The following is a 14,772-nucleotide window of genomic DNA, read 5'->3' as shown; positions in this document are numbered from 1 at the left end:
GAGGGTGTTGTTATGCGTATCATTTTGTTGGGGGCCCCGGGTGCCGGAAAAGGAACCCAAGCTCAGTTTTTGATGAATAAATATGGGATCCCCCAAATTTCAACCGGTGATATGCTCCGCTCAGCAATCAAAGAGGGAACGGAACTGGGATTGGCAGCAAAGCAGGTAATGGATGCCGGTCAGTTAGTATCAGATGATATTATTATTGGTCTGGTAAAAGAGCGCATAGCTAAAGATGATTGCAGTAGTGGTTTCTTACTTGACGGTTTCCCCCGGACCATTCCGCAAGCCAATGCCATGAAAGACAACGGCGTTGTGGTTGATCATGTTATTGAGTTCGACGTACCAGATGATGTTATTGTTGAGCGGATGAGTGGTCGTCGGGTGCACCCGGCATCGGGTCGCGTTTATCATATAAACTACAACCCACCTAAAGTTGCTGGCAAAGATGATGAAACCGGTGAAGAACTGGTCATCCGGGCTGATGATGAAGAAGCAACTGTTCGCAAGCGGCTGGCAATTTATCATGAACAAACCGAGCTGCTGGTCGGCTACTACCGCAAAGCGGCGGCCGCCGGTGAAACCCAGTATCATTATGTAGATGGCACCAAGCCGGTCGATGAAATAAGTGCCACTTTGGTCAAACTGCTGGATTAAACCGGTCTCAGTAACACAAAAGCCCTCAACTGAGGGCTTTTGTTATGGTAAAACCACCTGCCAGAGCAGGTGGTTTTAGCCGTTGCAGGCGGTTTAGCCGTTTACAGCGGTTTTAACCTTACTGTTTTCCTGTTTGCCGGCACTGTCGTCAGTGACCAGCTGTGGTTGTTTAATATTGCCAATCGCAATTTTTCTCGGTTTTAACGCCTCAGGGACTTCCCGGACCAGCGCAATGTGCAATAAGCCGTTTTCCAGCGATGCACCGGTTACTTTGACATAATCAGACAATTGGAATTTTCGTTCAAAATTGCGCTCAGCAATGCCCTGATGAACAAAATGCCGGCCATCATCCTTGCTGTCTTTCTGACCCTGTACCACTAAGGTATTGTTTTCAGTTTCAATTGACAATTCCTGCTCAGTAAAGCCGGCAACGGCCATCGTGATGCAGTATTGATCTTCACCGGTAACCTCGATGTTGTAAGGCGGATACGCTGGCTGCTTTTCATTACGTGCAGCCGCATTCATCAGGTTCGCCAGATGATCAAAACCAATAAAAGAACGGTAAAACGGAGTAAAATCTAAGTTGTTCATAGCCAAATCCTCTGTAGATAGCAAAATGGTTAGTAAATACCCTTCAAATGAACGGGTAATCAGCGGTTAAGCAGGGACGCTGCTGACTCGCTGTAGCAGATGCCTTATCAGGCCACCTGCTACAGAAATAAGGTTACTTACCTAATTTTCAAGAGGAGAAATTAAAATTTTTTACTAGCCGGATTACGGTTTTTTCAGCAGGTTTGCCAGGGCGGTTAATGCGGCATCGTAGTCGGGCTCTTGTGCCAGTTCCGGTACCAATTGCTGATAGCGGATTTTCCCTGCTTCATCAATCAGGAGAATTGCCCGGGTGAGCAAGCCCATGTCCTTAATCAGTAAACCGTAGTTACTGCCAAAATCGCGCCATACGGCATCGGATAATACTGCCATATCAGCCACTTGTTCTTGCTGGCAGTAGCGTTTCTGAGCAAAGGGTAAATCGGTACTGATCGTCAGCAGCACCACGCCTTCAGGCATATCCGCCACCTCACTGTTAAAGCGTTTGGTTTGTAATGAACAGATGCCCGTGTCTATACTGGGTACGACACTAATCAGGATGGTTTTACCGCTGAAGTCACTTAACTGCACCGTTTTAAAATTATTGTCGACAACTTTAAAGTCGGGCGCCGGTTGGCCTGTTTTTAACTCCTGCCCCAGCAACACAACCTGTTGGTTGCCTGCTTTAACATTACTGACTCTGCTGGCTAATTCAGCGGTGAGATCAATTGCGGTTGCGGGTAGACTAATTAAAGTCGCGCATAACAATGTGTTCAGGAATAATGATTTTCTAAACTGACTTAACATAGTGATTGTCCTAATTATCTGGAATTTAATGGTATTCAAACCCACAACGCAATTTATTTGCCCCGACTGCTGTCATCAAAAGCAGTTTTGCGTCTATTATAGACAGACGAAGCATTAAAGTGAGTGCCCAATGACCACCGCTGTACTGATATGTGATGACTCGAATCTGGCACGCAAGCAACTTGCCCGGATCTTACCACAGGACTGGCAGGACAGTGTTCATTTTGCCGGCCATGGTGCCGATGCGCTGGCGACCTTGCAGAAGGAATCGATTGATTGGCTGTTTCTTGACTTGAATATGCCGATCATGGATGGGTATCAGGTGTTAGCGGAGCTGAAAAAGCGGCAGCTTAACGTCAACGTTGTGGTGGTGTCTGGTGACGTTCAGCCTGAAGCTTATCAGAGGGTGATGGAATTAGGTGCGCTTGACTTTATTCGTAAGCCAGTGGATGCCGCAAAACTTCAGGTTATCCTGCAAAGCGTCAGCTTGCGCCAACCGTCGGCGATGCCAGCGCAGAATAAACGCATTACTGATACTGAATTAAATGCCGAAATGCGCGATGTGTTTCAGGAAATTACCAATGTGGCCATGGGGCAGGCCGGTGATTTACTGGCAAGATTACTGAATGTGTTTGTAAAACTGCCAATCCCGAATGTTAATGTTATTGAAGTCAGTGAGTTGCATATGGCACTGGCTTCGGTAGAGCAACATTCTTCTACGTCAGCGGTGTGTCAGGGATTTATCGGCGGCGGGGTGGCTGGTGAAGCACTGCTGATCCTGACCGATTCCAGTTTTAAGGATATTGCCAGCCTGCTTAATTTCCAGGGTGAATTAACCCCGTCAACGGAACTAGAACTGTTAATGGATGTGGCCAATATTCTGATTGGCGCTGTATTAAAAGGTATAGCTGAGCAATTAGATATGAGCTTCAGCCAGGGCCATCCGGTAGTTCTGGGCCAGCATGCACCGGTCAGTGAATTAATTAAAGCCAACGCCCGGCGCTGGCGCAAAACTCTGGCGATAGAGCTTAGTTACGGTATCGAAAACTACAATATTAATTGTGATTTGCTACTGTTGTTTACCGAAGACAGTGTGAAAACCATGAAGCAAAAAGTTGCTTTTTTACTGGAAGAATAACCATGAGTTTAACCAATGCCGAGTTTGATGCCTCTGAAATTCATTGGTTAATGGACATGTTCCAGACGGTGGATGTCGGGCTGGTGGTGTTAAACAGCGACTATCGCATCCAGGTCTGGAATGGCTTTATGGAGAGCCATAGCGGCTTAACCCCACGCCATGTCAGAGAACGCTATTTATTCGATTTATTTCCAGAAATTGACGAGGAATGGCTGCGGCGTAAATGCGACCCGGTAATTTTACTGAAAAACCGCGCCTTTACCATCTGGGAGCAACGGCCTTATATTTTTAAATTCAAAAACTACCGGCCTATTACCGGTAGTGCCGAATACATGTACCAGAACAGTACTATTTTCCCCCTGACAGACACCCGTGGTCAGGTTACCCATTTGTGTATCATTATTTACGATGTCACAGATGCGGCGGTCAGTCGCACAGAGCTTGAATCGATGAATGGCAGGTTAAAGCAATTATCGAAAACCGATTTTCTGACTCAGTTAAGCACCCGTGGCCATTGGGAGGATGCGCTTATTCAGGAATTCAACCGCTTACAGCGCTACAGCCAGCACCGTAGCACCCTGCTAATGTGCGATATTGATCATTTTAAGCGGGTTAATGATACCTATGGCCATACAGCGGGCGATGAGGTAATTCGCAAAGTAGCTGACGTAATTAAAGCGAACATTCGTACCACCGATCTGGCGGGTCGTTATGGTGGTGAAGAGTTTGCGATCCTGCTGGTAGACACCACGATGGAACAGGCATTATGCCTGGCAGAGCGGATCCGGCAACAAGTGGCCATTCTTGCCATTCAATACAATAAAACGACGCTTAATGTCACCATCAGTCTTGGGCTGGCAGAGCGGGATGTCAGTATGCAGGAGCACCGTCATTGGATAGAGGCAGCAGATAAGGCACTCTATCAGTCGAAAGTGGATGGCCGCAACAAAGTCACTTGTTACCCAGCTGACGATGAATGATACCTAAACAACTACTGGGTATTACCAGGCGTTAGCCGGAGCGCTCAGCCAGCTCTGGACAACGAGCCAGCAGTTCAGCGCTACCATCCTGATTAAGTTGCTCCAGTATCACCTCAAACCCCCACAAACGGTGTAAATGCTTCAGTACTTCCGCTGCATTTTTGGCTAGTGGCACCCGTTGTTGGGGAATGTAACGCAGGGTCAGGGCCCGATCAGTATTGATATTGACGTTATAGACCTGAATATTGGGTTCAATCTGGCTTAAATTATACTGCGCTGACAGCATTTGCCGGATCCTCTGGTAACCGTCGGCATTATGAATGGCGCTGACTTCCAGACTGTTTGCTTCGTCATCATCAACAATAGCGAACAAATGAAAATCGCGGATGACCTTAGGTGACAGATACTGGCTGATAAAACTTTCATCTTTAAAGTTTTGCATGGCAAAGTGCAGCGTTTGCAGCCAGTCACTGCCGGCTATATCGGGAAACCACTCTTTATCCTCAGCGGTAGGGTGCTCGCAAATCCGCCGAATATCAGTGAACATGGCAAACCCCAGCGCGTAAGGGTTAATACCGCTGTAATACTTACTATTGTATTCGGGCTGTGCCACAACATTGGTGTGGCTGTGCAGCACTTCCAGCATAAAGCGGTCGCTGACTTTTCCCTCGTCGTACAGGTGCTGCAAAATAGTGTAATGCCAGAACGTGGCCCAGCCTTCGTTCATTACCTGGGTTTGTTTCTGTGGATAAAAATACTGGGAGATTTTCCGAACAATCCTGACTATTTCCCGTTGCCATGGTTTAAGTAGTGGGGCATTTTTTTCAATAAAATACAGCAGATTCTCCTGAGGTTCCGCCGGGAACCGACTTAAGCGCTGCTCTTCAGTGGGGGCTTTTAACGGGATAGTCCGCCACAAATCATTGACCTGACTTTGCAGGTACGCTTCGCGCTCTTCCTGGCGTTTTTGCTCGATTTCCAGCGAGATTTTCTGTGGCCGTTTATAACGATCGACGCCATAGTTCATCAGGGCGTGACAGGAATCCAGCATATCTTCCACTTCCGTTATGCCGTACTTTTCTTCACAGTGGCTAATGTAATTTTTGGCGAATACCAGATAATCGATAATTGAGCCTGCGTCGGTCCAGGTTTTAAACAGATAGTTATTTTTAAAGAAGGAATTATGGCCATAACTGGCATGGGCCATTACCAGCGCCTGCATGGTAATAGTGTTCTCCTCCATCAGGTAGGCAATACACGGGTTAGAGTTGATGACAATTTCATACGCCAGCCCCATGTAGCCACGTTTATAGTTTTGTTCGGTCTGAATAAACTTCTTACCATACGACCAATGATGATAACCCAGTGGCATACCAACGCTGGAATAGGCGTCCATCATCTGCTCTGCGGTAATGACTTCTATCTGATTCGGATAGGTATCGAGCTGATAGAAGGCCGCCACCCGGGCAATTTCCTGGTGGTACTCCTCCAGCAAATCGAACGTCCAGTCGGGGCCGTCGGCCAGACATTGTGGCTGGGCTTGTGCTTTTGCCATATGACCTCCTCAGGCCGCTTGCTTTTTAAACAGCTGGCGAAATACCGGGTAAATATCTGCCAGCTCGCGGATATGCTCTATAGCTATATTGTCATGCTGCGCCAATAGTTTTTCATATTCGTGCCACAGACTTTGGTGTGCTCTGGGGGTGATCTCTATGTAAGCGTAGTAGCGCACCAGCGGTAGTAGTTTGTTCGCCAGGAGCGTCGCACAGGGCGCACTGTCATCAGTCCAGTTATCACCATCAGAGGCCTGGGCGGCATAGATATTCCACTGTGCCGGGTCAAAGCGCTCCAGGATAATCTCATGCATCAGTTTTAATGCCGATGAGACAATAGTGCCGCCTGTTTCCTGGGAGTAAAAAAACTCTTGTTCATCTACCTCTTTAGCCTGAGTATGATGACGAATATAAACGACTTCGACATTCTTATAGCTGCGGCTTAAAAACAGATACAGCAGAATATAAAATCGTTTCGCCATATCTTTGGTTGCCTGGTCCATTGAGCCTGAAACGTCCATCAGACAAAACATTACGGCTTTGCTGGTGGGCTCAGGTTTTTTCTGGTAATTACGAAAGCGTAAATCAAAACTGTCAATAAAAGGCACAGCAGCAATGCTGGCTTTAAGCGCTGCAATTTGCTCCAGAAGTTGCAGCCGTTGCTGTTGATCAGGCACCGGTTCCAGGTCCAGAGCTTGCAGTTGCTGTTCCAGTTCGGCCAGCTTACTCTTTTTGCCCGCGGTCATGGCTACCCGTCTGGCCAGTGAGCCGCGCAACGAACGCACTATGTCAATATTACTCGGCACGCCTTCGGCGCGATAACCCGCTCTTACGCTCTTATACTGGACTAACTTATCCAGCTGGTTTTTCTTCAGGTTTGGTAGTGCCAAATCCTCAAATAACAAGTCCAGATACTCATCTTTAGAAATTGAAAAAACAAAGTCATCATTACCTTCGCCGTCGGCACTGGCATCGCCGTGACCACTACCACCTGAACCTCCTTGTGGCTTTGGAATACGATCTCCTTCACTGAACTGGTCGTTGCCTGGATGAATGATTTGACGACGCCCGCCCTTACCCTGATGAAAAAAAGGCTCGGTGATATCTTTACTGGGAATGGTGACATTCTCACCACTGCTGATGTCGGTGACGCTTCGCTTGCTGATAGCGTCAGCCACTGCTTTTTTAATTTGCTGTTTGTAGCGCCGGATAAAGCGCTGCCGGTTAACAGCGCTTTTGTTTTTGCCATTGAGTCGACGGTCAATAAAGTGCGCCATACTACCTCCGGCGTTATTGTGATTTGCGAACCCGCAAATACCATTCCGACAGCAGTCTGACTTGCTTTCGGGTGTAGCCTTTCTCCATCATCCGGTTAACGAAATCATCATGCTTTTTCTGATCTTCAGTTGAGGTTTTGGCATTAAATGAAATGACTGGCAGTAGCTCTTCCGTACTGGAGAACATTTTCTTTTCAATGACCGTGCGCAGTTTTTCATAGCTGGTCCACAGGGGGTTTTTACCATTATTTTTGGCTTTAGCCCGCAACACAAAATTGACGATTTCATTGCGAAAATCTTTAGGGTTGCTTATCCCCGCTGGTTTCTCAATTTTCTCAAGTTCAGCGTTCAGGGCGGCCCGATCAAACAGCTGGCCGGTTTCCGGGTCCCGGTATTCCTGATCCTGGATCCAGAAATCGGCATAAATGACATACCGGTCAAAAATATTCTGGCCATACTCCGAATATGACTCAAGGTAAGCCGTCTGAATTTCCTTGCCAATAAACTCGATATATTTAGGTGTCAGATAGCCTTTAAGATGCTCCAGATAGCGTTCTGCTACATCAGCGGCAAATTGCTCGCGTTCTATTTGCTGTTCCAGCACATAAAATAAATGCACCGGGTTGGCTGCCACTTCAGTACTGTCGAAGTTAAATACCCGCGACAATATTTTAAACGCGAAGCGGGTAGATAAACCGGTCATACCCTCGTCTACCCCGGCGTAATCTCGGTATTCCTGATACGATTTAGCTTTAGGATCAGTATCTTTTAAGCTTTCACCATCGTATACCCGCATTTTTGAGTAGATGCTGGAGTTTTCAGGCTGTTTCAGCCGGGACAGTACCGCGAACTGGGCAAGTGAGCTTAAGGTTCCCGGCGCACAGGGCGCGGCGTTCAATTCACTATGCTCGAGTAACTTCTGGTATATTTTTTTCTCTTCACTCACCCGCAGACAATACGGCACTTTGACAATGTACACCCTGTCCAAGAAGGCTTCATTGTTTTTGTTGTTACGAAAAGTCTGCCATTCAGACTCGTTGCTATGCGCCAGTATAATGCCATCAAATGGCAGCGCTGCCAGACCTTCCGTGCCGTTGTAATTACCCTCCTGGGTAGCGGTAAGCAGCGGGTGCAATACTTTTATCGGCGCTTTGAACATTTCAACAAATTCCATCAGGCCCTGATTTGCCCGGCACAATGCGCCGGAATAACTATAAGCATCAGGGTCGTTCTGGGCGAAATGTTCCAGCTTGCGAATATCAACCTTACCCACTAGTGCGGCTATATCCTGATTGTTTTCATCACCCGGTTCGGTCTTGGCAATAGCAATTTGATCCAGAATTGACGGGTATTTCTTCACTACCCTGAACTGGCTGATATCACCGTTGTATTCGTGTAACCGTTTAGTTGCCCAGGGCGACAGAATATTGCGCAGATAACGCGGCGGAATGCCGTATTCCTGTTGTAATAAGCGGCCATCTTCGCTGGCATCAAACAGTGACAGTGGATGGTCATAAACCGGTGAACCTTTTAAGTAATAAATCGGCACCTGTTGCATCAGATGTTTGAGCTTTTCCGCAAGGGAGGATTTACCGCCCCCGACCGGCCCTAGTAAGTATAAAATTTGTTTGCGCTCTTCCAAGCCCTGTGCCGAGTGTTTCAGATAAGACACTATTTGTTCTATAGCATCTTCCATGCCGTAAAATTCAGAAAATGCCGGGTAACGGGCAATTACCCTGTTGGAAAATAACCTGCTTAACTGCGGATCCTGAGCAGTATCAATCAGTTCGGGTTCACCGATAGCAAGCAATAAGCGCTCGGCTGCGGTGGCATAACAACTTTTGTCTTCTTTACAAAGTGCCAGATACTCCTGAATGCTTAGCTCTTCTTCTCGGGTGGCCTCATATCGTGATTTGTAGTGCTCAAAAATGCTCATACGCACCTCCAGCCATTGCTCGTGGGAAACCTGATATCGCTGCTGTTGCTTTTAAGGTTAGACAGTAAAAATCATCTTTGCCTGTCTAATTCACCGAAAATAATCCTATTTTTTGTTTGCTGTTTCATCATTACGTAATGCAGGCGTGCCGGGTTTACTGTAGATGACAGAAAAAATGTAATGCGTGGAGCAGCGGCAATGAGCGGAAGGAGGCAAAAAAATACCCGGCAGATGCCGGGTATTGGAAATAACAATTATGCTAGTGTGAGTAGCCGTTACTTAGCGAAATTATCGGCGGCAAACTGCCAGTTAACCAGGGCCCAGAATGCGTCCAGGTATTTAGGACGGGCATTGCGATAATCGATATAGTAGGCATGTTCCCATAAATCTACAGTCAGTATTGGGGTAACCGATGCATCCTGAATAGGGGTGGCGGCATTGCTGGTATTAACAATATCCAGGCTGCCATCAGCTTTTTTGACTAACCAGGTCCAGCTTGAACCAAAATTATTAACTGCCTTATCATTCAGGGCTTTTTTAAACTCTGAAAATGAACCCCACTTGGCATTAATGGCATCAGCTAACGCGCCGCTCGGTTCACCGCCACCGTTCGGTGATAAGCAGTGCCAGTAGAAAGTGTGATTCCAGACCTGAGCAGCGTTATTAAACAAGCCACCGTCAGAGCTGCGGATAATTTCTTCCAGTGATTTGCTGGCGTGTGGTGTGTCTTTCACTAAACCATTTAACTTTTCCACGTAGGTATTGTGGTGCTTGCCGTAGTGATATTCCAGAGTTTCTGCTGAAATATGCGGGGCTAAAGCGTCTTTCGGATAAGGTAATGCTGGTAGTTCAAAGGCCATTGTTGTGCTCCGTTATCGTTGTTAAAGATGTCTGCATCGCGTAGACTACAAAACCTGACTAAATTACTCAAGTTTTAGACTATGTCAGCTTTTACGCTGAGCAAGCTGCACCGGTTCGTTACCGGAACCGACGATTATTTTAAGTAATAATTATGATAGTTAAGCAGATATTGGGTTTTTTTTTATGAACTCAAGTGGCGGCCGTGAAAGATAAGCGTAAAATGGTGCAACTTATTAAGTTTCTGTCGAGGTGAAAATGGAGACGTTGGATAAAATTAAACAGCAAATTGCTGAAAACCCTATTTTATTATTTATGAAGGGCTCGCCTAAATTCCCCAGTTGCGGTTTTTCTGCTCAGGCCTCTCAGGCGCTGATCGCTTGTGGCGAGCAGTTTGCCTTTGTTGATATTTTGCAACACCCGGACATTCGGGCAGAGTTACCCAAATATGCCAACTGGCCGACTTTTCCGCAATTATGGGTTGATGGTGAGTTAATTGGTGGCTGCGATATTATTCTGGAAATGTTCCAGCGGGGCGAATTGCAACCATTAATTAAAGAAACCGCGGCAAAAACAACGAGTACTGATGGTACGGCTGACGCTGAATAAGCAGTAGTTTGCTATCAGTAAACACGGGGAGCATGCTCCCCTTTTTTTTGTTCTCATTCAGCGACGTCAGTTGCTTCGGTGTCTGGAAGTGGCCAACCGCCTAACTGCTGCCATTTGTTAACGATGTAGCAAAACAACTCTGCCGTTCGCTCGGTATCATATAACGCGCTGTGCGCTTCTTTGTTGTCAAAGGCAATGCCTGCCTGCTGACAAGCTTTTGCCAGCACGGTCTGGCCTAATGCTAATGCTGCCAGACTGGTGGTGTCGAATGACACGAAAGCATGAAAAGGCGATCGTTTATAATTAGTGCGGGCAATGGCCGCATTAACAAAACCCTGGTCGAAGGCTGAATTGTGGGCAACAATTACTGTACGCTGACAACCTGCCGCCTTTTGCGCTTTGCGTACGGCTTTGCAAATTTCAGATAACGCCTCCCGCTCCGGCACTGCACCGCGTAGTGGGTTAAAAGGGTCTATGCCGTTAAAAGCCAGCGAACTGGCATCGAGGTTGGCGCCCGCGAATGGTTCAACATGAAAGTGCAGCGTCTCACCTGGGACAAGCTTGCCTTCGTCGTCCATTTGCAACAGGTTTACCGCAATTTCCAGCAATGCATCCGTTTGCGCATTAAAGCCTGCAGTTTCTACGTCGATAACTACAGGGTAGTAACCACGGAACCGTTGCGCAAGCAGCGAGGTTTTATCTGTCATAAGCCAACCAATAAAAAAAACAGAGCGCATTATGCCAAAAAAAAAAGTCAGCGTCTTGCATTCGGCACAGTGTTTGCTTATTAATCGTTAGTAGCGTGGTGTGGGAAAACGGTTTGTCGTGGCCTGAACCAGCCAAGTAATTTGTAATTTTGTGACAGGGTAGAATAAATGCATAATTATGCTTTAGTATTCATATCGTTAGCCTTTGCGCTAGCAAGCGCAAGCAGTTTTGCTGCATCTCAGCAGTTGCGTCAATATTCTGCCAGTATTGAGCAGTCAGCCTGGCAGCTGACGCAAAAAACGCCGCTACTCTGTCAGTTAGAACATACTATTCCAAATTTTGGCAATGCCATTTTTCAAAGTAAGGCCAGTAAAGCCCTTAATTTACACTTTGAACTTAAGATGCTCAGGTTGCCAGATGCTTACAGCCTGGCTGAAGTGCATTCCATGCCACCGGCCTGGCGTGCGGGAGAGCCGGGTAAAAACCTGGCCAGCATGGCATTGCTAAAACAGTTTAATGGCGAATTGCCGAAAAAAACCGCCTGGACCTTGCTGACTGAGCTGGAGCAGGGGTTCAGCCCAACCTTTTACTTTGCTGACTGGCACAGCCCTTATGATAATGTCGCCGCCAGACTAAACCCGGTGCAGTTTCCGCCAGGTTACCATGCCTTTAATGAATGCGTTGCCGCGTTGCTGCCTTATAGTTTTGAAGATATTGCCTTTACGGTCCTTAGCTATGAGTCTGGCAGTGACCAGCTGACGCCTGAGTCTGAACGACGATTAAGTCAGATAGCTGAGTATTTGCAGCATGATCCGCAAATTGAAAGTATTGAGTTGCAAGGCTATACCGACAGCTACGGTGGGCGCTGGATGAACGAGCAACTATCAGTAAAACGGGCAGAAAAGATAAAGCAATTTTTAGCCGAGGCTGGCGTGACGGATGATAAAGTCAGGGTAGATGGTTATGGCGAGCGCCGTCACGTGGCGTCAAATCAAACCAGCCTGGGGCGGGCCACAAACCGCCGGGTGGTATTGCAAATGGCCAGGCCTTGATGCTCGTTTAACGGGTTAGTAGGAATGCAACGGGTTAAATGTAGTGGCTGGCGCTACTGCACCATAATATCCACCTGACGCCACTCATTCTGTTCAGAAATCAGTATCCTTACCTGCTGCTGATTTACCCGGTAATACAAATTTAAGCGGCCATGAATAATAGCACTGTTGTCGGGCTCTCCAAGTTGTTGAAGATAGAAGTCCTGCAGCTCATTAAGTGACTGACGACTGAAATAACTAAGCACCGCGGGCAGCTTAGTGTCGAGCCGGGCAAACTCACGGGCATCGGCAGTGAGCGGTACCTGATAAAAACTGTCTGCTTTAACGCTAAGTGAAACTGAGGCAGACAGGGCGCAAGCCATTAACAAAGCTAAAGATCGCATTTTTTTTCCTTTTATTCGGTGCGATAGCACGGACTAACCATAGCAAATTTCAGCAGAGTTTGACCAGTAAAACAACCGCTGATCGCCAACAAAACTTGCCCAGAGTAACCGCTAATATAAGCTACTTTTCAGTCCCTTGCTGCTCTTTGCATAAAACGCTCGGGTGCAAGAGCAGCCAGACAGTCTGTGGTCAATGCCAGCGGCTGGCCAATGATTTGACAGGCCAGTGTTTCGGCCAATAGCGGTGCCAATAAAATTCCACGGGCGCCCAGCCCGCCAATCAGATACAAGCCAGGGCTGTTAGCGATGCTGCCAAGTAATGGCAAGTGATCGGGAACCGTTGCCCTGAATGCTGCCCGTGAATCTGTTACTAATGCATCAGCAAACCACGCTGGTTGTTGCAGCTGGCTGTTTACCAGCGCGAGGTTTTCCTGGTCGTCGGCTTCGCTGACAAAAGCAGTCTCTGCCAGCCGGTCGAAAGTTGCTCCTACTGCATGGCAATTATCCAATGCCGGTGTGATATAGCCTTTATGGCAAAGTACGGTTTTAAGCGGTTTCATGCTATTGCTGTTCACGTGGCTAACCTGACCACGAACCCGGTTAACCGGCAAATGCTGACTGGCAGCAAAACGGTTTATATCGGCGCCATTAGCCAGTACCACACAGCGGTAAGTGCTTGGCGCGGAGTTATTAACAAATTGCAGTTGCCAGCCAGCTGCAGAACCTGAGCTAGCTGCATTGGCGGTGACTGGCGCTAGCGTACTTACCTTGCTGTCAAATCTTAGCTCACACAATCCGGATTGCAGCAGCAGTGTTACTGCTGCCTGGCAAAACTGTTGCGGGCTAAGCCAGCCGGCTTGCGGCAAAAAAATGCCGCTGTGAGCAAGGGCGACGCCGGCCAGCTGGCTTGCCTGCTTTGCTGTTACCGGATACACCAGCTCTGATGGCCAATTTGCCAACCCTGTCATTTTTTGCTGGCGTTGTTCCAAAGCAGGATTTGTCGCCAGGTGCAGCACGCCACACCACTGCATAGCGAAGGGGACACCTTTTGCTGCCTGTTGCTGATAAAAATGCCGGGCAAAATAGAATGCCTGACAATGGAGCAGACTGGCCAGCGTCGGCGCCGGGTGCAGGTTAGGGTAAACCGCGCCCTGTAGATTGTGAGAGGCGCCTTGAGCAATCTCGCTGTCAGCACAAATTAGCTCGACCGCAATACCTTTTTCGACCAGTTGTAATGCCAGACAAACTGACGCTATGCCGCCACCAATAATGCATACTTTATCTGCTGTGCCAATGTTCCCGGATAACCGGGCTGGTGCTTCTGCATCAGCTTCCGGGCCCAGAGTGGCGGTCAACATTTCCCGCTTGCGACCAAAGCCTTTTACTTTAGTAATATTAAAGCCGCTTTGCTGCAGGCCGCGTTTAACCAGTCCGGCACAGGTAAAGGTGGCGACAGTTGTCCGGTGATGGCTTAGCCGGGCCATTTGAGCAAATAAGGTTGGTTGCCACATACCGGGGTTTTTGCCGGGGGCGAAGCCATCCAGAAAGAAAGCGTCAGCCCGGTTACTGGTGGGTAATTGTGGCAGTAATTCGTTAACATCGCCCAGCCATAGGTCGAGAATGACGTCACCGCTATCAAACGTAAGTCGGTGACATCCCGGAATAGCGGGGGGATATTGCGCCAGCAATTCCCGGCACAGCGGACTAAGCTCAGAGTGGACCTGCAGTGCCTCGGCCAAATCGTCCAGACTGAGTGGATACTTTTCAAAGCTGGAAAAATATAGTTTGCGGCAGGCGGCTGCTGGCTGTTGCCGGCGGAATTGTCGGAACCGCTGCCAACTGAGTAAAAAATTAGCACCGGTGCCAAACCCTGTTTCTATAATATGAAAAAAGGCGGCTGCGGTTTGCTGCCAGCGCTCAGGCAAACCATTTTGCTGTAAAAAAACATATTCAGTTTCCGCTAAACCACCCTCATTGGAAAAATAAATGTCATCAAAGTCGGTAGCAACTGGGGTACCCTGTTGGTTAAAGTGAATATTGGCATTTTTCAGCAGTGGCATCTTGGTATCCGGCAGGAAATTCGGCTTGTAGTTTACCCGAAGCTGAAGCAAAATTAAAAAAGAGTACAACTGTACGCTGAAAGCTGACCAGTTTTTGCTGCAAAGTCCGTACAATAGAAAGCAACGTCATTATTTTTAGCTGTCGCCAGACAGACATGGGAGTAAG

General features: G+C 47.7%; 14 protein-coding genes. 5 read left to right on the top strand and 9 right to left on the bottom strand.

The annotated features are described in order from the left end of the window. Positions 1-12 precede the first annotated feature (12 nt). The gene (gene adk / locus KG631_RS13665; RefSeq protein WP_214000243.1) at positions 13-657 is read left to right on the top strand and encodes an adenylate kinase; all 645 of its coding nucleotides are present in this window, start codon (positions 13-15) and stop codon (positions 655-657) included. A gap of 93 nt (positions 658-750) precedes the next feature. On the opposite strand, the gene KG631_RS13660 is transcribed toward adk, so the two are convergent. Both KG631_RS13660 and tpx read right to left on the bottom strand, forming a co-directional pair. Next, positions 751-1,248, bottom strand: a complete 498-nt coding sequence (locus tag KG631_RS13660) for an Hsp20 family protein (RefSeq protein WP_214000242.1) — start codon at positions 1,246-1,248, stop codon at positions 751-753. Between the two features lie 183 nt (positions 1,249-1,431). Further along, positions 1,432-2,052, bottom strand: coding sequence for a thiol peroxidase (tpx, locus tag KG631_RS13655; RefSeq protein WP_214000241.1), 621 nt, complete (start codon positions 2,050-2,052; stop codon positions 1,432-1,434). Between the two features lie 130 nt (positions 2,053-2,182). On the opposite strand from tpx, the gene KG631_RS13650 reads away from it, so the two are divergent. Together KG631_RS13650 and KG631_RS13645 are read left to right on the top strand one after the other, a co-directional pair. Then, positions 2,183-3,190 carry a response regulator gene (locus KG631_RS13650; RefSeq protein WP_214000240.1) on the top strand — a complete coding sequence of 336 codons (1,008 nt, stop codon included), beginning with the start codon at positions 2,183-2,185 and terminating at the stop codon, positions 3,188-3,190. Positions 3,191-3,192: 2 nt separating this feature from the next. Beyond that, on the top strand, positions 3,193-4,170 hold the full coding sequence (locus KG631_RS13645; RefSeq protein WP_214000239.1) for a diguanylate cyclase: 978 nt from the start codon (positions 3,193-3,195) through the stop codon (positions 4,168-4,170). Positions 4,171-4,201: 31 nt separating this feature from the next. On the opposite strand, the gene KG631_RS13640 is transcribed toward KG631_RS13645, so the two are convergent. The 4 genes from KG631_RS13640 to sodB form a co-directional block, all read right to left on the bottom strand. Further along, positions 4,202-5,725, bottom strand: a complete 1,524-nt coding sequence (locus KG631_RS13640; RefSeq protein WP_214000238.1) for a SpoVR family protein — start codon at positions 5,723-5,725, stop codon at positions 4,202-4,204. A gap of 9 nt (positions 5,726-5,734) precedes the next feature. Then, the gene (locus KG631_RS13635) at positions 5,735-7,000 is read right to left on the bottom strand and encodes a YeaH/YhbH family protein (RefSeq protein ID WP_214000237.1); all 1,266 of its coding nucleotides are present in this window, start codon (positions 6,998-7,000) and stop codon (positions 5,735-5,737) included. A 13-nt stretch (positions 7,001-7,013) separates the two neighbouring features. After that, positions 7,014-8,936, bottom strand: a complete 1,923-nt coding sequence (locus KG631_RS13630) for a PrkA family serine protein kinase (protein WP_214000236.1) — start codon at positions 8,934-8,936, stop codon at positions 7,014-7,016. 275 nt (positions 8,937-9,211) lie between these two features. Then, positions 9,212-9,796: a superoxide dismutase [Fe] gene (gene sodB, locus KG631_RS13625; protein WP_214000235.1), complete on the bottom strand. Its 585-nt coding sequence runs from the start codon at positions 9,794-9,796 to the stop codon at positions 9,212-9,214. Between the two features lie 256 nt (positions 9,797-10,052). Between sodB and KG631_RS13620 the strand changes: the two genes are divergently transcribed. Then, on the top strand, positions 10,053-10,403 hold the full coding sequence (locus KG631_RS13620; RefSeq protein WP_214000234.1) for a Grx4 family monothiol glutaredoxin: 351 nt from the start codon (positions 10,053-10,055) through the stop codon (positions 10,401-10,403). Positions 10,404-10,456: 53 nt separating this feature from the next. Here KG631_RS13620 and rnt read toward each other — a convergent pair whose 3' ends face one another. After that, entirely contained in the window at positions 10,457-11,110 is a 654-nt protein-coding gene (gene rnt, locus KG631_RS13615; protein WP_214000233.1) for a ribonuclease T, read from the bottom strand. 168 nt (positions 11,111-11,278) lie between these two features. On the opposite strand from rnt, the gene KG631_RS13610 reads away from it, so the two are divergent. Continuing rightward, entirely contained in the window at positions 11,279-12,163 is an 885-nt protein-coding gene (locus KG631_RS13610; protein WP_214000232.1) for an OmpA family protein, read from the top strand. A gap of 53 nt (positions 12,164-12,216) precedes the next feature. Here KG631_RS13610 and KG631_RS13605 read toward each other — a convergent pair whose 3' ends face one another. Together KG631_RS13605 and mnmC are read right to left on the bottom strand one after the other, a co-directional pair. Then, positions 12,217-12,546: a hypothetical protein gene (locus KG631_RS13605; protein ID WP_214000231.1), complete on the bottom strand. Its 330-nt coding sequence runs from the start codon at positions 12,544-12,546 to the stop codon at positions 12,217-12,219. A gap of 128 nt (positions 12,547-12,674) precedes the next feature. Then, positions 12,675-14,606 carry a bifunctional tRNA (5-methylaminomethyl-2-thiouridine)(34)-methyltransferase MnmD/FAD-dependent 5-carboxymethylaminomethyl-2-thiouridine(34) oxidoreductase MnmC gene (gene mnmC, locus KG631_RS13600; protein WP_214000230.1) on the bottom strand — a complete coding sequence of 644 codons (1,932 nt, stop codon included), beginning with the start codon at positions 14,604-14,606 and terminating at the stop codon, positions 12,675-12,677. Between the last annotated feature and the right edge of the window lie 166 nt (positions 14,607-14,772).

Origin of the sequence: Arsukibacterium sp., assembly GCF_018402695.1 — a bacterium.
Lineage (GTDB): Bacteria > Pseudomonadota > Gammaproteobacteria > Enterobacterales > Alteromonadaceae > Alishewanella.
This window is presented reverse-complemented; position numbering and strand designations above follow the sequence as displayed.